The sequence below is a fragment of the Priestia sp. 53B2 genome, from assembly GCF_056099005.1.
In genome coordinates, this window is the sequence record NZ_JBLZXA010000008.1 from 1,036,874 (window position 1) to 1,056,661 (window position 19,788).

At 38.7% G+C, this 19,788-nt stretch carries 19 protein-coding genes; 3 read left to right on the plus strand and 16 right to left on the minus strand.

What is annotated here, in order from left to right; translation table 11 throughout:
* Positions 1 to 69 precede the first annotated feature (69 nt).
* From ACN6NE_RS08690 to ACN6NE_RS08705, 4 genes are all read right to left on the minus strand, one after another.
* Entirely contained in the window at positions 70 to 1,146 is a 1,077-nt protein-coding gene (locus tag ACN6NE_RS08690; protein WP_474325158.1) for a bifunctional 3-deoxy-7-phosphoheptulonate synthase/chorismate mutase, read from the minus strand.
* Between the two features lie 477 nt (positions 1,147 to 1,623).
* Entirely contained in the window at positions 1,624 to 1,947 is a 324-nt protein-coding gene (ytxJ, locus tag ACN6NE_RS08695; protein ID WP_129705075.1) for a bacillithiol system redox-active protein YtxJ, read from the minus strand.
* A 213-nt stretch (positions 1,948 to 2,160) separates the two neighbouring features.
* Positions 2,161 to 2,616, minus strand: coding sequence for a YtxH domain-containing protein (locus tag ACN6NE_RS08700; RefSeq protein ID WP_013059496.1), 456 nt, complete (start codon positions 2,614 to 2,616; stop codon positions 2,161 to 2,163).
* A 27-nt stretch (positions 2,617 to 2,643) separates the two neighbouring features.
* The gene (locus ACN6NE_RS08705) at positions 2,644 to 3,129 is read right to left on the minus strand and encodes a DUF948 domain-containing protein (protein WP_013085231.1); all 486 of its coding nucleotides are present in this window, start codon (positions 3,127 to 3,129) and stop codon (positions 2,644 to 2,646) included.
* 282 nt (positions 3,130 to 3,411) lie between these two features.
* Here ACN6NE_RS08705 and ACN6NE_RS08710 point away from each other — a divergent pair, with 282 nt between their 5' ends.
* Positions 3,412 to 4,527: an aminopeptidase gene (locus ACN6NE_RS08710; RefSeq protein ID WP_057244958.1), complete on the plus strand. Its 1,116-nt coding sequence runs from the start codon at positions 3,412 to 3,414 to the stop codon at positions 4,525 to 4,527.
* Between the two features lie 41 nt (positions 4,528 to 4,568).
* Here ACN6NE_RS08710 and murC read toward each other — a convergent pair whose 3' ends face one another.
* From murC to ACN6NE_RS08750, 8 genes are all read right to left on the minus strand, one after another.
* On the minus strand, positions 4,569 to 5,870 hold the full coding sequence (murC, locus tag ACN6NE_RS08715) for a UDP-N-acetylmuramate--L-alanine ligase (RefSeq protein ID WP_013059499.1): 1,302 nt from the start codon (positions 5,868 to 5,870) through the stop codon (positions 4,569 to 4,571).
* A gap of 185 nt (positions 5,871 to 6,055) precedes the next feature.
* Positions 6,056 to 6,709: a nicotinate phosphoribosyltransferase gene (locus ACN6NE_RS08720; RefSeq protein ID WP_129705077.1), complete on the minus strand. Its 654-nt coding sequence runs from the start codon at positions 6,707 to 6,709 to the stop codon at positions 6,056 to 6,058.
* A gap of 339 nt (positions 6,710 to 7,048) precedes the next feature.
* Positions 7,049 to 10,159, minus strand: coding sequence for a DNA translocase FtsK (locus ACN6NE_RS08725; protein ID WP_474325161.1), 3,111 nt, complete (start codon positions 10,157 to 10,159; stop codon positions 7,049 to 7,051).
* Positions 10,160 to 10,588: 429 nt separating this feature from the next.
* On the minus strand, positions 10,589 to 11,194 hold the full coding sequence (ytpR, locus tag ACN6NE_RS08730) for a YtpR family tRNA-binding protein (protein ID WP_013085234.1): 606 nt from the start codon (positions 11,192 to 11,194) through the stop codon (positions 10,589 to 10,591).
* Positions 11,195 to 11,196: 2 nt separating this feature from the next.
* Positions 11,197 to 12,009: a DUF1444 domain-containing protein gene (locus tag ACN6NE_RS08735; protein WP_129705081.1), complete on the minus strand. Its 813-nt coding sequence runs from the start codon at positions 12,007 to 12,009 to the stop codon at positions 11,197 to 11,199.
* Between the two features lie 72 nt (positions 12,010 to 12,081).
* On the minus strand, positions 12,082 to 12,399 hold the full coding sequence (locus tag ACN6NE_RS08740) for a thioredoxin family protein (protein ID WP_013059504.1): 318 nt from the start codon (positions 12,397 to 12,399) through the stop codon (positions 12,082 to 12,084).
* 153 nt (positions 12,400 to 12,552) lie between these two features.
* Positions 12,553 to 13,077, minus strand: a complete 525-nt coding sequence (locus tag ACN6NE_RS08745; RefSeq protein WP_016765749.1) for a DUF84 family protein — start codon at positions 13,075 to 13,077, stop codon at positions 12,553 to 12,555.
* Positions 13,078 to 13,135: 58 nt separating this feature from the next.
* Complete coding sequence (locus ACN6NE_RS08750; RefSeq protein WP_129705083.1) at positions 13,136 to 14,209, minus strand: M42 family metallopeptidase; 1,074 nt, start codon at positions 14,207 to 14,209, stop codon at positions 13,136 to 13,138.
* A gap of 152 nt (positions 14,210 to 14,361) precedes the next feature.
* Here ACN6NE_RS08750 and ACN6NE_RS08755 point away from each other — a divergent pair, with 152 nt between their 5' ends.
* Positions 14,362 to 14,673, plus strand: a complete 312-nt coding sequence (locus tag ACN6NE_RS08755; protein ID WP_129705085.1) for a PepSY domain-containing protein — start codon at positions 14,362 to 14,364, stop codon at positions 14,671 to 14,673.
* Here ACN6NE_RS08755 and ACN6NE_RS08760 read toward each other — a convergent pair.
* Both ACN6NE_RS08760 and trmB read right to left on the minus strand, forming a co-directional pair.
* Entirely contained in the window at positions 14,642 to 15,499 is an 858-nt protein-coding gene (locus ACN6NE_RS08760) for a YtnP family quorum-quenching lactonase (RefSeq protein ID WP_129705087.1), read from the minus strand. The genes ACN6NE_RS08755 and ACN6NE_RS08760 overlap by 32 nt on opposite strands.
* A gap of 75 nt (positions 15,500 to 15,574) precedes the next feature.
* Positions 15,575 to 16,225: a tRNA (guanosine(46)-N7)-methyltransferase TrmB gene (gene trmB, locus ACN6NE_RS08765; RefSeq protein WP_013059509.1), complete on the minus strand. Its 651-nt coding sequence runs from the start codon at positions 16,223 to 16,225 to the stop codon at positions 15,575 to 15,577.
* Positions 16,226 to 16,352: 127 nt separating this feature from the next.
* Here trmB and ACN6NE_RS08770 point away from each other — a divergent pair, with 127 nt between their 5' ends.
* The gene (locus ACN6NE_RS08770; protein WP_013059510.1) at positions 16,353 to 16,631 is read left to right on the plus strand and encodes a YtzH-like family protein; all 279 of its coding nucleotides are present in this window, start codon (positions 16,353 to 16,355) and stop codon (positions 16,629 to 16,631) included.
* Positions 16,632 to 16,637: 6 nt separating this feature from the next.
* Here ACN6NE_RS08770 and ACN6NE_RS08775 read toward each other — a convergent pair whose 3' ends face one another.
* Both ACN6NE_RS08775 and pulA read right to left on the minus strand, forming a co-directional pair.
* Positions 16,638 to 17,432: a phosphotransferase family protein gene (locus ACN6NE_RS08775; protein WP_028410490.1), complete on the minus strand. Its 795-nt coding sequence runs from the start codon at positions 17,430 to 17,432 to the stop codon at positions 16,638 to 16,640.
* A gap of 191 nt (positions 17,433 to 17,623) precedes the next feature.
* Positions 17,624 to 19,765 carry a type I pullulanase gene (pulA, locus tag ACN6NE_RS08780; RefSeq protein WP_129705089.1) on the minus strand — a complete coding sequence of 714 codons (2,142 nt, stop codon included), beginning with the start codon at positions 19,763 to 19,765 and terminating at the stop codon, positions 17,624 to 17,626.
* Positions 19,766 to 19,788: the final 23 nt, after the last annotated feature.

The following is a 19,788-nucleotide window of genomic DNA, read 5'->3' on the forward strand; positions in this document are numbered from 1 at the left end:
CAAGCTTGAAACCATTAAGTGCCTCAAACTTGTCATAAAAGTATACGAATTTTTCATTTTTACGTTTTTTTATAAATTTAAGTTACATATAGGTTTTAGCTGCTTCATAAATTCTGTAAATTGCGGGATATCCATTTGCTGAGCTGAGTCTGAAAGTGCTACCGCAGGATCTGGATGAACTTCTGCCATAATTCCATCTGCACCAATGGCAAGAGCCGCTTTAGCCGTTGGAACAAATAAATCTCTTCTTCCCGTTGAATGCGTGACGTCGACTAAAACAGGTAAATGAGTTTCTTGTTTTAAAATGGGAACAGCTGAAATATCCAGCGTATTTCGCGTTGCTCGCTCATACGTACGAATTCCTCGTTCACACAAAATCAGCTGATCATTTCCTTTTGAAACAATGTATTCAGCAGCATTAATAAACTCATCAATCGTAGCGGCTAAGCCTCGCTTTAATAAGACAGGCTTCTTCACCGCACCCGCTTCTTTTAACAGCTCAAAATTTTGCATATTACGAGCACCAATTTGAATCACATCTACGTATTCTACAGCTGTTTCAATATCAGCGGGATCGACAATTTCACTAATAACGGCTAAATCGTATTCGTCAGCTACTCTTTTTAAAATTTGCAATCCTTCTAAGCCAAGGCCTTGAAAATCATAAGGAGATGTTCTTGGCTTGTAGGCTCCGCCTCTAAGCATCCGCACGCCCTGCTGCTGCACGGCTTTTGCTACGGCTGCTACTTGCTCATAGCTTTCAACGGAACAAGGTCCTGCTACAAAACGCTGAAGTCCGTCACCAATTGTTTCTCCTTTTACCGTAACAATTGTATTTTCCGGCTTCTTTTTACGGGATACAAGAAGTGCTTTACGATGATCATCTTCTTGAAGCTCTAAATGAGCTTTGAAAATCTCTTTGAAAATATGTTGAAGCGTAGACGTTTGAAACGGTCCTTCATTCTTGCTTAAAATCGCATCAAGCATTGCTCGTTCACGAACGGGATCAAACCGTTTGGTTGACTGCATTCCTTTTAACTTTCCTATTTCTTGAACAAGCTCGCCTCGCTCATTAATAAGCTTTAACAGTTTCATATTTACTTCGTCAATTTGAGATCGCAAATGCTGAAGATCTGAATTCGTCATGTACGTCCACCCTTTCACTGATTTTAAAAAATCCGTTTAGCAGGGTTACTACATAAGATGATAGATGATGGAGGATATATGTAAGGGGCTTCTCTGCTTTTATGTGCTAAACTACATCTATTGTACGAAAAAGCGGATGAAACCGCAATCAGCTTATAAAAAAAGAGATTGAGGCATAGCTAAATCGCTCCAATCTAAAGGCGAACAAATGGGATAAACAATTTATTATGGATTGCTTGTCATACCGCTGTTGATTTCCGTGCAAGACTTCGCTTTCCGCGGGCGGACGCTGAGCCTCCTCATCGCTTACGCTCCTACGGGGTCTCACCTGTTTCGCTTTTCCCGCAGGAGTCTTCGTCTTGCCCTCCAATCAACCGCTAGAAGCAGCTCCATGCAGTAAACCTACGTTCACCCTGCCAATGAAAAAATCCGAACGATTAATGTTCGGATTTTTCTTTTACTACAATACTTTTTCGATTAGTGAGCTACGTTTTTCGCTAATTCGTCTTCGTTAATGTTCCAGTGAGAAGCATGCCACTTCACTTTTCCATCTTCAAACAGAAGCGCTTGAGGTGATTCATGCTTCACTTCATACGTCTCAGAGATATAGTTAGATACATCACGTGAATCTTGAACATGAAGATAATAAGAAGGAATGTCTTCATGACTAGAAGCAAATACTGAAAATGCCTCATGACCAGCTGCACTAATTGGACACGTTGTGCTGTGTTTTAAAAATAAAAAGCGATTGTTTTCCTTTACAACTTGTTCGAACTCTTCAACTGTTGAAATTTTTTTCATTTTTTCACCCTTTCTATACTTACTCTTAAGTTTACATGGTTTGACCGTTTCCATACAAAAAGAGTGCTCAGCTTTATATATGATGCTAATAAATTCATTTATAAGGTAGAGTTTTTTCCTGCAATGAAACGATTATTTACTTGTTGTTATCCAACCTAAATTACATACAAAAAAAAGCGTTCACCCTATAGGGTAAACGCTTTTGATTCTTTATTATGGTCGTGGCACTGTACTTTCCACTTCATCTAGTGCTTTTTGAGCTTCTGTTAGCTTCTGCTGAACGTCTTCGTTGCTTTGAGACTCAACTTCATCAGCAAGCACTTCTAAGCTTGTTGGCGGTAATGCTTCGTGTTCAGGATCTACTTTACGGAAGTTTTTCACCTTGTCCACTACTTGTGAAGATTGCTCAGACAGTGTTTGTGATAAACCAGCCGTTTTTTCTTTAGCCGTTTGAGCAAACCCTTGTCCTTTTTCAACAGCGCTGTTTTTCGCTTGCTCTGTTTTTAAACGAACGTAAGCTGCCTGCTCATTTAAATCAGAACGGAACTCTTTACCTGATTTTGGAGCAAGTAGTAATGCCGTTGCAGCTCCTACAACTCCTCCAATCACTGTTCCTACTAAAAAGCCTTTATTTGAAGTGTTGTTTGGTTTATTTGGTTTGTTTGACATATGCGTCTCCTCCTTTAAAGTTCATTCTTATGAAAATGAGCGTGAGCGTTGAACCGCTTTTTCTTTTACTTCAACAGGTACAGGCTCTGCTTCAACTTTTTTCTGTTTTCTTAATTTTATACGTTCCCATACGTCTAATGCAACATTGCTCCATTGAACGACTTGAGCAACAGTTTCTTTATTTTCTTCTACTTTCTCTGAAACGCTTGATGATACGCTTTTAATAGACTTATTTAGGTCTTGGATTGAGTCACCTACACCTTTAACAGAATCCACCACTGTGTTCAACGCTTCGGATTTGCGCTGAATATCTTCAGCTAACAGATTAGTCTTATGTAAAAGTGCAGTTGTTTCGGCTGTGATTCCTGTCATTTGCTTTTCTACACCGTCTAAAGTACCTGCCACTGAATTTAATGTGTGCTGAACGGATTTCAATGTTTTGGACACGGAAACCACCAGGTAAAAAATCGCAATGGCAACAATAGCAGCGCTTAAATAAAGAATAATAACCATCTGTGCAAGGCACCTCCTATTTTCTTCTCTCTTGTTATAACTACTTTCCCAATTTTATAAACAATTAAACCTTCTATTCCCTATAGACTCTTTAACTTTACCATATTCTCTCTGCTTTTATTCAGAAAAAGGGAAGATTGCTACATTATTTCGCGATATATAAGTTATTTCCCTTCCTAAAGAAAAAAAGGATTTTAAAGCATAAAAACAAACAAAATAAGCTCAGTGGGGTACAATAGAAAGTGAATCACCAATCATTGTTATTTTAAGGAGGCACTATTTATGAAAGACCCTAGAATTTCCACATTAGCTAAAAATTTAATTAATTATTCTGTTCGCCTTCAAAAAGGAGAAAAAGTATTAATCGAAAACTTTGGACTTCAGCGCGAACTTGTGACAGCACTTGTAGATGAAGCCTACAAGGCGGGTGGCTATCCGTTTGTACTGCTAAAAGATCATTCGGTAGATCGAGCTCTTTTAAACGGTGCACAAGAAGAGCAGTTCAATATGATGGCAGACTTCGAAGCAAATGTGATGAAAGAAATGAATGCTTATATTGGCTTGCGTTCTGGTTCAAACATTTTTGAACAATCAGATGTTCCAGCAGATAAAATGAAAATCCAAGGGAATACGATCGGTAAAAAAGTACATAGAGAAATTCGCGTTCCAAAAACAAAATGGGTTGTTCTTCGCTATCCAAACGATTCAATGGCGCAGCTTGCTAAAATGAGTACAGAAGCATTTGAAGATTTTTATTTTGATGTATGTAACTTAGACTATGGCAAAATGAGCAAAGCGATGGATGCTTTAGTTGAGCTCATGAACCGTACGGACAAAGTGCGTTTAACAGGTGAGAATACAGACTTAACGTTCTCTATTAAAGATATTCCTGCAGTGAAGTGTGCCGGGGAAATGAATATTCCGGACGGTGAAGTATACACGGCTCCTGTACGTGATTCTGTAAACGGAACAATTTCTTACAACACTCCTTCTAACTATCAAGGCTTTACGTTTGAGAATGTATCCTTAACATTTAAAAACGGTAAGATTGTTGAAGCAACTGCTAATGATACAGAACGCATCAACGGCATTTTTGATACGGATGAAGGCGCACGTTTTGTTGGGGAATTTGCGATTGGCGTAAATCCATATATTCAACATCCAATGCAAGACATTTTATTTGATGAAAAAATTGACGGAAGTTTCCACTTCACTCCTGGCGAGTGCTACGAAGATGCGTATAATGGAAATAAGTCAAATATTCACTGGGATATGGTGATGATTCAGCGCCCAGAATACGGCGGCGGTGAGATTTATTTCGATGACGTGTTAATTCGTAAAGACGGGCTATTTGTCATTGAGGAATTAAAAGCGTTAAATCCTGAAAATTTAAAATGAGTTTTGAAATAAAAAAAAGGCACTCTCCTGAGTGCCTTTTTTTATGATACGGTTTGCTGATATAGTTTTTCAAACTTTTGAATGTCTCCAGCACCCATAAATACTAATACAGCTTCATTATGGTCTTTTAACGATTCAATTGTTTCTTCATTAATTAATTCAGCTCCGCTGATTTTGCTTCGTAAATCTTCAATTGATAATTTACCTTGATGCTCACGAGCTGATCCAAAAATGTCACATAGATATACTTTATCAGCGTGCTGTAAGCTTGCTGCAAAGTCCTCTAAGAACGTTTGTGTACGCGTAAAAGTATGCGGTTGGAAAACAGCCACAACTTCACGGTTTGGATACTTTTGACGAGCAGCTGAAATCGTTGCATTAATTTCCGTTGGATGGTGTGCATAATCATCGATTAGCACTTGTTTGCCAACGTTCTTTTCACTGAAACGACGCTTTACACCTTGGTATGTTTTAAAACGCTCTTGCAGCACAGCAACGTCAATTTCTTCATAATGACAAAGTGCAATAACAGAAAGTGCATTTAAGATGTTATGGTCGCCATACCCTGGAATTTCAAATGATGCGTGGAATGTATTACGAACGAACACATCAAATGTTGTGCCTGTTGTGCTTTTTACGATATTACGTGCTTGGAAATCATTTTCTTCGCCTAATCCGTAATAAAGAACAGGTACCTTCGCTTGAATTTGCTGCAGATGTTCATCGTCACCACAGGCAATAATTCCTTTTTTGACTTGAAGTGCCATCTCTTGGAACGCGCTGAATACATCGTCGATATTGGCAAAATAATCAGGGTGATCAAAATCAATATTCGTCATAATTGCATAGTCTGGCGTATAAGATAAGAAGTGGCGACGATACTCACATGCCTCAAACGCAAAATACTTGCTGTCTTTTACACCTTTACCCGTACCGTCTCCAATTAAATATGAAGTAGGTTCAGCTCCTTGAATCACATGCGCTAACATACCCGTTGTGGATGTTTTTCCGTGTGCTCCTGTTACGGCTACACTCGTATACTGTTTCATAAAGTCACCTAAGAAACGGTGATAGCGTACAAGCTTGACTCCTTCTTTTGAAGCTGCTTCTGCAATTTCTTCATGCGTATCAGGAAAAGCATTTCCTGCGATTACAGTCATGCCGTCTTTAATATTATTTTTATCAAATGGTAAAACAGGAATTCCCTGCTGTTCTAGTGCTTTTTGCGTAAAAATTTCTTTTTCAATATCCGATCCTTGAACTTGAAAGCCCATATCGTTTAGGATTTGCGCAAGTGCACTCATTCCTGTTCCTTTAATACCTACAAAATGGTAAACTGTCATATAAAGAACCTCCAACATTCGTCTATCTGTAAGACAGTATATGACGGTTATCTAGAATTGCTCTTACAAACGTATATAAATGTCGTTTGATTGCTGATTTCACGATAACATTCGTACATTATTTCACTTCTTATAACATAACTCCATGACTCCATTTCTACTCTCTTCCCTTGCGAAACGGCCTTTTATTTTGGCTTCATCACATAGTATATAGCCTGCTGTTTTAAAAAAGAGCGCCATGGCATTGCATTTTTTTTGTCATTATATTGCGTTACTAACTGTTCAATGCGTTGTTTATGTCCTAAAAAGAAAGAGTCAATTAACACGTCATATCCGATTGATTTTATTTTTCGAATCCAAATTACTTGTTGTTCCTCTAAATTTGCAAATCTTCCTCTTACATCTTTGATGATAACCTGCTCATTTGTCAATGGGGTATATCCTTTTAAGAAAAACGAATTAGGTACTTTAGACACAATAATTGGCTCTAGTACACTCGTCAAAAAAAAGGCTCCTTGAATCAAAAACGACTCTGTTTTCTGCTTCGCCTGATCAGCTAAAAAAAGCTGCAGCAGGGTTTTCCCCTGAATGGTTACATATTCAAATGCAAACCACTGAAAAAATAATTGTTCATGGGAATCAGACAGAGGCGCCTCATGAGGCAAGTTTACTAACTCTTTAAATAAATGTGAAGCCCGCACTTTTTCTCGTATATTCGTATAGCGGTTCACAAAAAAGAAATATTGATTGTAAAAGTCGCAAATAGCATTATCAGACTGAAGCTGCTTTTGTTCACGAATTTCATTAAAGTTAATCAGTTCATGATTTTCTTCTGTCATTACTCTTCACTCGTACTCTAATTATTTTGGGTTGTCCTCTTTAAACGCCTTCAGCTCATATGTTTCTGCTGGTGAGAAATGATAGCAAACTATCACATGCTAAAAAAGCAACACACACATTATCCTTACATATAGTAAATCATTTTACTAGTTCTGACAAACCTTTTCCTTTTTTTCTTCATGGATTTCTTCCAAAATCTCTACTCAAATTCTGTATAAACGAACTTAAAGCAGGAAAAAAAGAGGCGACGGAGACAGTGACAGAGCGTTAGCTCACACAATGCTGTATCCTGCTGATCTTGCATAGCCTCTTTTTTAACCTACAAGTAGAAAAACAGCTTAAAATGTAGAAGCGGCTGTTTGACTTTCCATTTCCTGAAGCTCGTTTTCGGTAATGAGCACATCTCTCGGCTTGCTTCCTCTTGCTTCTGAAATAATTCCTTGCTGCTCCATCATATCAATTAGGCGCGCTGCGCGATTGTACCCCATTCTGAAGCGTCTTTGCAGACTGGAAGTAGATGCACCGCCTTGATCTAGCACAAACTCGCATGCTTCATAAAAAAGCTCATCTTCTTCATTTGAAGCAAAGCTTTGCTGCTTTTTCAACAAATCTTCTTGATCAAATAAGTATGTTGGCTTCATTTGTTTTTTGACATGATCTACAACGCGGTCAATTTCTTCATCTGAAACAAAGTTCCCTTGAATTCGAACGCTTTTAGAAGAGCCGTTTTCAAGAAGCAGCATATCACCTTTACCTAGTAGCTTTTCTGCTCCCCCTGTGTCGATAATTGTACGTGAATCAACTTGCGAAGAAACAGAAAATGCAATACGCGTTGGCACATTCGCTTTAATTAAGCCTGTAATCACATCTACGGAAGGACGCTGCGTTGCAAGCAATAAGTGAATGCCACACGCTCTTGCTTTTTGTGCAATACGGCAAATAGCTTCCTCTACTTCTCCAGGAGATACCATCATTAAGTCGGCAAGTTCATCAATAATAATAACTAGATATGGCAGCTCCCCGCTTTTTTCATTATGTTCTTTTACACGTTCGTTGTATTTTGTAATATCACGTACACCCGCATGTGCAAACAATTCATAACGGCGCTCCATTTCCTCTACTGCCCATTTTAAAGCTGTAGTAGCTGCTTTAGCATCCGTGATAACCGGGCTGACTAAATGCGGAATACCGTTGTAAGGAGCTAGCTCAACCATTTTAGGGTCAATTAACATAAGCTTGACTTCGTGTGGCGCAGCTTTATAAAGCAAGCTGACGATAATAGTATTAATACACACGCTTTTACCAGACCCTGTCGCTCCGGCAATCAAACCGTGAGGCATTTTATTCAAGTCAGTCACAACCGGCGTTCCTGAAATATCTAACCCTAACGCCACCGTTAAAGGAGAGTTATCTTTTCTAAAAGAAGGATGCCTCAAAATTTCACGAATTAACACCGGCTTACTTTGACGATTTGGCACTTCAATTCCAATCGTATTTTTCCCTGGAATTGGCGCTTCAATTCGGATATCACGCGCGGCTAGGCTCAGTTTAATATCATCTGTTAAATTCGTAATTTTGTTCACTTTCACACCGGGTTCAGGATGTACTTCAAATCTGGTCACGGTAGGACCTTGCGTGACGTTTACGACCTTAGCTCGAACGTTAAAGTTTTTTAATGTCATATCCAAAAGCTCACGCTGCTCATCCGCCCATTGATTATCTTCTTCAATAGCAGCTGGAGGAATGTTAAGCAAGTTCATTTCAGGAAATGCATAAGGAGAAGAAGCCTTTACATTTACAGGTTCTTCAGCTTTTAACGAAGCCTGCGGAACCGCTTCTTTGGTTTGTTCACCGTGAACTTCTTCTTGCCTACTTACTTCCGTTTTTTTTTGCAGAGCTCCTGCCTCCTGCCTTTGGTATGAACCTTGAGACGGCTGACTTTTTTCTTGAGCGCTGTTATTCATCTTTGTACGGTCTTTTTTCAGCATCATCACGTTAAAAGGCACTAATCGCTTACCGCGAGCTCGTTCAGCATTTCCAGGCTGTTCTGCAGGTACAAGAGGTTCTACATCTGACTCTTGCTGTACTTGTTCTTGTAACTTTTGACTTTCCTGCATACTGCTCTCTTCCTCTTTTATCACCGAATTTTCAAGCTCTTGGTGAACAACAGCCGATGCCGCTTGTGGTTGCCATTCATCAGCTGCGGGTTGCGATGAATTTAAACTTTCAGAATTCAGCTCATGTTCTGCTTCCATATGAACACTGTTTGCTGGCTCTTCTAGAATGACTTCACTTTCTTTCTCAGCAGCTGGAGCTTCTTCTTTCTTTCTAGGCTTTAGCGCTTCTACTTCTTCTGCTGCTTGTAAAAACACTGCGCTTCCGTCCATCAACGTTTCTGCTTCTACTTCTTCAGTCTCATTTCCTATCTCTTGTTGGAGAGAAACTGATGGTTCAGACGGGCGCGGTTCCTCTGAAATTGGAACTTCTTCGGCCGCTGTCATACCTTTCGCTAAATCCCAGTCAAGAGTTCTCTCTTGTCCCACTAACGGTTCGACCGCGTGTGATTCTTCAAAAGTTGGCACCTCTTCCTGTTCTTTTACGGCTACTGAAGAACTTGGCTTTTCTTCAGGAAATGATAGCTTCTCTTTTTGATTTTCCTCATATTGCTTCCACTGAGCAAAACGCTGAGAAGACAGTTGCATCATTTCTTCTGTTTCTTGAATCGGTGCTTCTTCGGCTATAGGCTTAGAAACTGGTTTTCTTAACGGCTCTACAACAGCTGTATTCATCGCTCGTCGGTAAATTTCATCTTCGAACGCTGCTTTTGATAACTGTGTACTCGGAAGCTCATATTCTACTACTTCCTCACTTCCATTTTGTACAACATTAGAATTAGAAGGCCGCTTATTAAACCCATAGACAGGTGAAGGAATTTCAGTCGGACGAAACGGACGTTTTCTTACTTGCGGAACCGCTTCTTTCTTTTCAGATACCGTTTTTAACGGCTGAGATACTGACTTAGGCTGCGTTAGCGCCGACTTGCGAACAGGCTCTTGATAAAACGGAGCCGGTGCCTTTTTTGCTACAGGCCTTGGTTCATTTTTAGGAGCTGCTGCCTTTTTTGCTTCTCCCGTATCATCAATTAAAGGAAAACGAAACGTTCCTTTTGGATATTGATAAGCTACTTTTGTATGAACATCTTGCTGCTCTTCACTGTAACTCCGCTTTTGCGTTCTGGCCGAGTGTGGAACAGAAGGTTTTGACGCTGCTTTCATCACTGGCTTTTGATGAACTGACTGCATTTGTTTATGCTTAGGAGCCTTCTTTTTAGGAATTGTTTTTTCTCTATTTAAAGGGTATTCTTCCGTTGTATTTCCATGTTCGTCTACAACGATTTCTTTCACTTCGTATCCTAGTAAATAATCCATTACTTTTCGTACAAAACCCATTTTTATCACTCTTTCTATCAGACTATCTTACTTCGTTTAGCCTCTTATATCGCAGTGCTGCGATATCTACAAAAAGCTATCCATGCATCCTTTATTTACCTTTGGCCTCAAAGTATTCTCTGAGATGGATATATATACTATCTTTTCATTTATTATTCTATCACGTATGCTTGAACTCTTACTATAAAATCTACTATTTTGCTTCCCTTATTTATACAGTAAAATTCCTCTTTGCAAAAATATTTTTTCGCGTCTAGTTAGCACTCATAATTAAACGCGAAAAAAGCCACTAGTATATACTAGTGGCTTTTAATTTTATCAAACCTTTTTAAGAATTGACAATTGCTTTTCAGCAACTGTAACGCTTTGAAATATACGTGTAAAAAAACATCATGCTTTTGCCCTATAAATCAGTATGGCCCTCTGCTTTTATGCTTGAAAAGGTTGACCTACTTCATATTTGTCTTCAAGTACTAAAATCCCTTTTTCTTGAGGAGCGTTCGGAAGTGCCAGCTCTTTAGCAGAGCAAATCATACCTGAAGAAGGTACACCGCGCAGCTCTGCATCTTTAATGATCATACCACTTGGCATAACCGCTCCTACTTTTGCTACCACGACTTTTTGACCTGCGTCTACATTTGGTGCTCCACACACAATTTGAAGTGTTTCTGTGCCAACATCTACTTTACAGATGTTCAGCTTATCTGCATTTGGATGCTTTTCTTTTTCTTGAACATATCCCACTACAAATTTAGGAGATAAATCCACTTCAAGTTTACCTTCAAAACCGCTTTCGCTAAGTACACGATTTACTTCTTCCACCATTTCTTCTGTTAATTCAAGAGAACCATTTCCCTCTACTTTTAACTTAGAAGAAGCATGAAAGATGTTATAGCCAGCTGTTGTATTTGATTTTTGATCAAAGATACGCACAACGTCGCCCTTTGTTTCAAACGTGCGATTTTCAATTGCGATATCTTCTAGCTTGACGATTAACGTATCGCCGATACCTTCTTTATTGTAAAAAAGATTCATAATTAGTCCCGTCCTTTACTGCGATTTTTTCCTAGAATAAAAATAGGTTCTAGCTCACCGTTTTCGTATAAAAATGAAAGAGCTGTGATGGGTACACGTCCACTTGCAAAAAAGCTCATGGTCATTTGCGCAAGAATATCATAACCCGTTTCGTTTTGGATATCAGCTAGAATCAGCACATCTTGATGAGGTACTGCTACAGCCATTGTGCCCGAAACATTAGAAGCAAAATCTTGCAAAAATGCCTCGTTAAGAATTCGGCTTGCATCGTATCCATCGTTCTGATTTACAAAATAAAAGTCATTGCCTGCTACCGTATCTTTTTTATGTGAAATCGGCAAAGAGCGAAGATTAAATTTAGCCATTTCCCGTACTGAGGATAGATCTAAACTTTCCTTACGAATTAGTTTCTCATCTAATAGACGATATGTATTGCCTAAATCAAGCGCATAATAAATGCGTGTTTCAGCTGTATGTTCATCATAAATCAACGGCACGTCTTCATTCGATTTATCTGGAAAAGACGTTGATCGAATAACTGGATAAATGCGCTTTTCTTTTCCCGTTACCTGCTGTTCATCGTTCATAACACGAAGAGCTTCTTTTATATAATATACCATTTCATCTAGAGCCGCTTCCTTTTTTTCTTCCCATTTTGCAATTAGCCCAGGTAAAGAAATGGTTACACCTTTTTTCGTTTCCTGATGTTCAACGCGGAGCGTATCTTTTTCACGATCAAATAAAAATGACCAATCCGCACCCGTTAATCGCTCTTCTAGTAGCTTTCTCATCTTTTGACTATTCATTTTCGCCATATTTACGCCTCCTTTTCTTATTTTTATGTATGAAGACTGATAGCTGTAGATCGCTATCAGTCTTCACTTGATTTATGCATTTAAGCCGTTAATAAACTCTTCAATTTCTTCTTTTGTTTTACGGTCTTTGCTGACAAAGCGCCCTGTTTCTTCTCCGTTGCTGTAACCAACAAAGCTTGGAATTCCAAAGATGCTTAATTCTGCACAAAGATCGATAAAGTCGTCGCGGTCGACATAGTGAAATGTATACTCGCTATGATTCGCCTCAATTTCTGGAAGCACAGGCTCGATTACTCGGCAATCTGGGCACCAGTCTGCTGAAAACATCATGATATGTTTTCCTTCTTTAATGATTTCTTTGTATTGTTCAATTGTTTGCATTTTTTCCATTTTTCTTTCCTCCACTTTTTCTTTTACTTTCGTATTTAAACGGCTAAAGCCCTATACATTATTTAATCCTTCTACATCAAAACATAGTATATGAGTTGTTGCAACTATCATACACTGATGCTTTTCTATTATAAAGGGTTACAAAGAAATTTCCTATTGAACAGCTTGATTTGTCCTAAAATCCAGCTGTCCTTTTAGCATTAAAACAACCTGATAAAACATAGCGGTCCGATCTAAATTTCCGTTGGTAAAAATACCGATTGCTCCTTCTTTTTTCCGAATATTCTTTTGGTTTGTATACACTTCCATAGCTTCGGCTAATTCTTTTTTATCATGACGAAGCATACCGGCTACCGCTTCAGGAAGCCGAATACGAGCCCCTCCACCTAAAATCGGTTCAAGGTCCTTAGAGGTAACAAGACTTCCCCAATTGCAAAGGAATAAGCCATGAGGCGTTTCCTGCACCCCTCCTTCAAGCCCAATGCCAATATCAGCACCTGTCTCTTTGACAGCAGCACGCGCGCGGTTAACCGCTCCTTGGATGGTTTCTTCATCAGAAAAAGGCTGTGGCGACACCCCGGACTGCACGGCTACCTCTACATATGTAAAAGTATCTCCAAATACTTTTTTTACTGCATTTACTTTTGTTGGATTCTTCGTTCCGATTGCAATTTTCATTTTTTTCTCCTGTCATTATGAAACAAAGCAACCGCAAAAGCAGCTGCTTTGTTCTTTTTTATCCGTTTTGCTTAATCGTATCGAGCGTTGTTTGGTCTGTAGAACGTACAAGTTTGACTAGTAATTCTTTTGCGGCTGCATAGTCATCTACATGAATCATAGACGCATGAGTATGAATATAACGTGAACATACGCCGATTACCGCAGAAGGAACTCCATTATTAGAAGTATGAACGCGCCCTGCATCCGTACCTCCTGGAGAAACAAAGTATTGATAAGGGATGCTGTTTGTCTCAGCTGTATCTAAAATAAATTCTCTCATTCCTCTATGTGTGACCATCGTACGGTCAAAGATACGAAGTAATACGCCTTTTCCTAATTGTCCAAACGCATTTTTATCGCCTGATGTATCGTTAGCTGGACTAGCATCTAGTGCATAAAACAAATCCGGTTTAATCATATTCGCAGCTGATTGAGCACCGCGAAGCCCTACTTCTTCTTGCACAGTAGCTCCAGAATATAAGATATTTGGCAATTTTTCATTTTTTACTTCTTTTAATAATTCAATCGCAAGTCCGCACCCATAGCGGTTATCCCATGCTTTCGCCAGTATTTTCTTTTCATTTGCCATTGGCGTAAACGGACAAATCGGTACAATTTGATCGCCAGGACGAATGCCCATTTCTGCTACTTCCTGCTTGTTATCTGCGCCCACATCAATCATCATATTTTTAATGGCCATTGGCTTGTTGCGCTGTGATTCGTCTAATAAATGGGGAGGGATGGAAGCAATTACGCCGGTGATAGGACCTTTTTTTGTAACAACATGGACGCGTTGAGCTAGCAGTACTTGACTCCACCATCCTCCTAGAGTTTGAAAACGAAGCATTCCTTTATCTGTTACAGACGTAACCATAAATCCTACTTCGTCCATATGTCCCGCTACCATTACTTTAGGACCTTTTTCTTCATTATAGCGAACGCCGAATAAACTTCCTAACCCATCTTGAATGACTTCATCTACAAGGGGTTCAATTTGCGAGCGCATAAATGAACGTACTTGATGTTCGTTTCCAGCGGCACCTGGTAACTCCGTTAATGTTTTAAATAGAGATAGCGTTTCATTGTTCATATATACTCTCCTTTATGTATCATTTTCTTTATTGTATCGAAAACCGGAAATAGTTGCTAGTTCCGTCCTTCTCTTCTATGACTCAACTTAACAAAGCATTCGACAATTTGATATAATGATGAAAACATATCCTTAAAAAGCAGGTGAATAACGTGAAATGGACTCAACTAATAGCAGGAGCTGCAGTCGGATTTGCAAGCGCTTATATTATTCAAAAAAGAAAGTCGTCAATTTCCTCATCGGAAGCCCTTACGATTGTTAAAAGCGCTTTCAAACAAAATGGGGCAATCGACGGCTCATGGATTGAAACAACGACTAAAGTCATTCAAAAACATGGTCTCTCTTTTTATGGTTATACAGGTGGAATTATCAGAACACATGATGCAAAACAGGAACATTACGAGTTTTTCATTGATAAAAAAAGCGGTGCTATTATTGAATTGACGCTGAATGCATCCGTTTAATTTCGTCAACTATTTCTCCTTTATTATCCCATTTTACAGCTCGATAAAAAGCATCATGATAAAAACTTAGCCAAGCTTGATTCTCATAGGCATAAGCTAGCCACTGCTGCTTTTGTTCAATCGAAGTCATTGGATAATCATCATATGCCATTACCCATAAGACATTTTGATGTGCATGTGTTGGCAAAAGATCGCCCATATGCACTAAGATGTCATTGTTTCCTTTTAATATAACTACAGCATGACCATCGCTGTGACCGCCGGTATGATGAACCGTTACTCCAGGCACAATTTCATCTTTGTCGCTAAATGTTATTACTTGATGCTGAATAAATTCCCAATTTTGTTTCCAATACGTATTTTTAGAACGTATATTAGGATTTCTCATTTCATTCCACTCGATTTCACTAACAAAAATTCTTGCATTTGGAAAAGCAGAGGAAAAATGTCCGTTGCTACATTTTGTTAAGCCTGACACATGATCAAAGTGAAGATGCGTCATAATGACATGAGTAATATCTTCGCACGTAAACCCTAACTTTTGTAAATCTTCAGCAATAAATGATTCTTCTGTTACACCAAAATGACGCTTTTTTTTCTCATCCAACATACCATTCCCTATGCCTGCATCAATTAACATGAGGTGTTTTTCAGTTTGAACGAGCAAAGGATCAGTCCTCATTGGAATTCGATTTCCTTCTGAGATAGGATATTTTTTTGTCCAAAGCTCTTTTGGAACAACACCAAACATTGCTCCTCCGTCTAAATGATTATTCCCTCCACGAAGCCATGTCACTTTTAATTCGCCTATTGTTAACGTTTCCATTTTACACCTCCATTATATTCCTTTTTATTTTATCACTATCTCCTTCTCTTTTTGAACAAAAAAAGACTGAGGAACTCAGTCTTTTTCGTTCAGGTATTTTACTTCACAGCGGTAAATGCGGCTGCCTTTTTGTGAAAATTTCTCTTCATATTCCGTCATAACATTGCCTTCAAAATCGCTTTTATGCAAATCTAAGCTAATGTATTTGAGAAGAAGCCCATATTCTGAAAAGCTTGTCAATGAATATTCAAATAGCCCTTGATTATCTGTTTTAAAGTGAATTTCCCCACCATCAACCAGCAGGTTTTCATACATGCTTAAGAACGTTTTGTATGTTAAACGGCGTTTGGCATGTCTCTTTTTTGGCCATGGATCAGAGAAATTGAGATAAACGCGATCCACGTCATTTTTTGCAAAAAACTCACTAAGATGGTTAGCATCTACATTCAACAGCTTTAAATTTGGAAGCTCTTCTTCAATCAATCGTTCTAGAGCACTTAAAATGACACTTTCATACATTTCAATTCCAATATAGTTGATATGCGGATTTTGTTTAGCCATCCCTACTAAAAATTGGCCTTTTCCTGTTCCTACTTCAATATGAAGAGGATTTTCGTTTCCAAAAACCTCTTTCCAGTTCCCTTTATACTCTGCTGGGTTTGGAACTACGTATTGGGGGTTTTCAGCAATTTTATCTTTTGCCCAAGGTTTGTTTCGTAATCTCATGTTGCACCTCTTTAATGTATTTTGACGCATTGAAAATGTCGGTTATTCGAAACAACCGACATTCTCATGCATAATTGTGTTTAGATAGAAAAAAATAAGAGCATCATACGAGAAAGGATGATGCTTAATGCCTTTAAATGCCGAACACCAAATGAATATATTAAAAGATATTTTATCTAATCATCAAAGTGATTGCTGCGGAACGGTTGCGGAATGTGAACAGGTTGAACGTTTAATTCAATCAATGTTAGCAAAAGGATACGCTAGCACAGACGTACAAGCAACACTACAAAACGTGTATAAATACACGCAAGATGCAAAAAGTGCTGCTCATTTAGACGAACATATTCAAACCAATCAACAAAATTTATCACAATGGGTCCAAGAACTATCTACCTTGTCATAATCTTTGCTACTGTGCTTGAATGTCGTTGACGAGCAACATCCGAAGATATTCAAGCCAGTAATTCATTTCAGAATGTTCATTTTTCGAACGATGCCATTCAATGAATAAAATGGTTTGACTTATCACATACCACTTCATTCTCTTTTTCAAGTTCTCGGTTAGTTCAACCCCATAATGCTCAAGCCATTCTTCCCACTGAGATGGATTGATGTACCAATAAAGCAATAAACCTAAATCAATAGCAGGATCTGCAATCATCGCTCCGTCCCAGTCGATTAAATATAACTGCGTATTCTCTCCAAGCATCCAGTTATTGTGGTTCACATCACAGTGACACACAACATATTTATCAGTCTGAACGGACGGAAGCTCTGCTTGTAAATAACTGATTCCCTGCTCTACAATACTTTCTTTTTGAAGTCGCTCGTCCACATTCTCTACAATATCGGCTAGCACGTCTTCGGGAAGAAGCGGTGTTTTCCCCAACCTTTTCAACATATCTAATAACTCGTTTGAATGATGAATTTTACTAAGCAATTCTGTCACTCGACTCGAATTCATATCTTTTGGTTTTAATTCTCGACCATCTAGCCAGTGCTGAGCTGTGATCACATCTCCATTTTCCATTCGTCTTGTCCACACGAGCTTCGGTACAATTCCTTCAGCTGACAATACTGCTAAAAAAGGTGATGAATTACGCTTTAAAAAAAGCTTTCGGTCTTGAAATTTTGCAAAATAAGCTTCTCCTGTCGCTCCGCCAGCAGGAGTAATTTCCCATTCGCTTCCTAATATATCTTCCAACCAATTCACCTTCAATTTCAACACACACATTTCGTTTAAAAATTTCACTCAATAAAGCAATCTATTAAGACATCATGACGTTATTTTCTTAGTAAATAAAAAAGACGGCTATTGAGGATATGTATCAATAGCCATCCTTTATAAATATTATCTCCATCACACTTTTTTCGTCAAGTGGTTGAAGACAATAATTACGTTTGAAATAAAATAAGAACGCTAAGCTTTGAAACGTTTATAGCATTATCCTCTATAGTAGGATACCCATTTTTATATACTTTACAATGATCAAGTGCTATTTTCCATGGTCCTTCTGGCAAAACTACTTTTTCTTCCATTAGGCCTTGATTAAAAAACACGATAATATTCTTCCACGGACCGTAAGCCAATACGTTTGATAAGCAATAGCCAATAACGGACTGCGGCGTGTTTAGGAAAGAGACATGCTGCCTAATCGCTGAAGCATCTCCCAACCGAAATGCACCGTGCTGTTTGCGAATACGAATCAGCTCTTGAACCCAATTCACATCAGGAGAAAATTTGATCCGTCGATTCCAATCAAGTGCATTAATATCATCGGGTGAATTATAGCTGTTCTCTACGCCTTGTTTAGTGCGGTAAAACTCTTGACCACTATGAAGAAACGGTATGCCTTGCGAAAGAAGTACAATAGCAGTAGCAAGGCGGTGACGACTTCTGCGAGTGTCTTCGTCTTCTTCTCCATTTGAATTCGTTAACTTATCCCACAGCGTATGATTATCATGTGATTCAACGTAATTAACTGATTGTGCTGGATTTATAAATAAAGCCCGGCTGTCTTCTTTATCCAGAATGCTCCCCGCTATCACAGATTGCACGGTCTCTTTTTGATGAATATTTCCGCTGATAAAACCTTTTTCATATACATCAAACGTGCTTCCTTTTACAGAATCTCGAAAGCGATCATTAAAATAGCCGATTTGAGGCGTTTGGCGGGCATTCGCCATAATTGCTTTTTGATTGTAGGGGAGAGGAGTATTTAAATCCCAGCCTTCGCCAAACACCAAAATAGTAGAATCAATTTCATTTATTTTTCCCCGAATGATGTTCATCGTTTCTATATCTAAAATCCCCATGAGGTCAAAGCGAAACCCATCAACGTCGTACTCTTTTATCCAAAATAATACTGAATCGATAATAAACTTTTGCGCCATTTTCCGTTCAGAAGCAAAATCATTTCCTACTCCCGTCCCGTTCGAAGGCATCCCAAACTCATCATGTCGAAAATAATAGCCCGGAACAATTTTTTCAAAAGGTGATTCCTCTCGTACAAATACGTGATTATAAACTACATCTATAATAACACGGAATCCCTGTTGATGAAGTGTTGATATTAATTGTTTCACTTCAGCAATACGAGTGGCGGGATTTGAAGGGTCAGCGGAGTAGCTTCCTTCTGGTACATTAAACAACAATGGATTATACCCCCAATTATAAGAAGCATGAGGATTTAATTCATCTACTCCGCCAAAGTCGTTAATAGGAAGAAATTCAAGGTGGGTCACTCCTAGCTCTTTTAAATAATGAAGACCTGTTGTTTTGCCTGGCTGCCCGCTTGATTCAGTAACAGCTAGGTACGTGCCCTTTTTTTCTATCCCGCTTGAAGGATGAATAGAAAAGTCTCGAACGTGCATTTCGTAAATAACGGCATCCGTTGGCTGAAGGAAAGGTGGCTTTTCATGGAGATGAACATAGGCTGTATGAAGATTTATCAGAACTCCGTATTCACTATTTGCTGTAGCTGCAACGGCATAAGGATCCACCGCTTCATTTGTCCGGCCGTTTACATCTATTAAAAATCGATAATAATACCCTTCTTTATCTAAGGGAAGTTCTTTTTCCCATACGCCTTTTCTTTGACGAGCCATAACGTACAGTTCTTCTTTCCCGCTGTTTGCATGTATTAATTTTAAAACCACTGCTGATGCAGTCGGGGCCCAAATTTTTATCATAATATGATCCGAATAAAATGCTGCACCCAAATCATTTTGATTATAATAAAATCTCTCATCAAACTCTTTGGTTCGTATAACAGCCCCTACTTGCAGCGGAACTTTCTCCCCGTAATTATCACAGATAACGTACGACTGTCCAATTTCTATGCTACCTTCAACCTTGCCTTCATATTTGATAAAACCTTCTAATTCATGTACGTTTTCAATAGAGATGGCCTCATGCATTTGTGTACTTTTAATCACAAAAAAATCAATTTGACCTTCATGATAAGAAGTTGGAACTAAAAGAGTAATACGATCTATTTGATCTAAATAAGCTTGAAACTTATTATCACCAGTCATCCTTTCTCCTCCTTATGCCAATT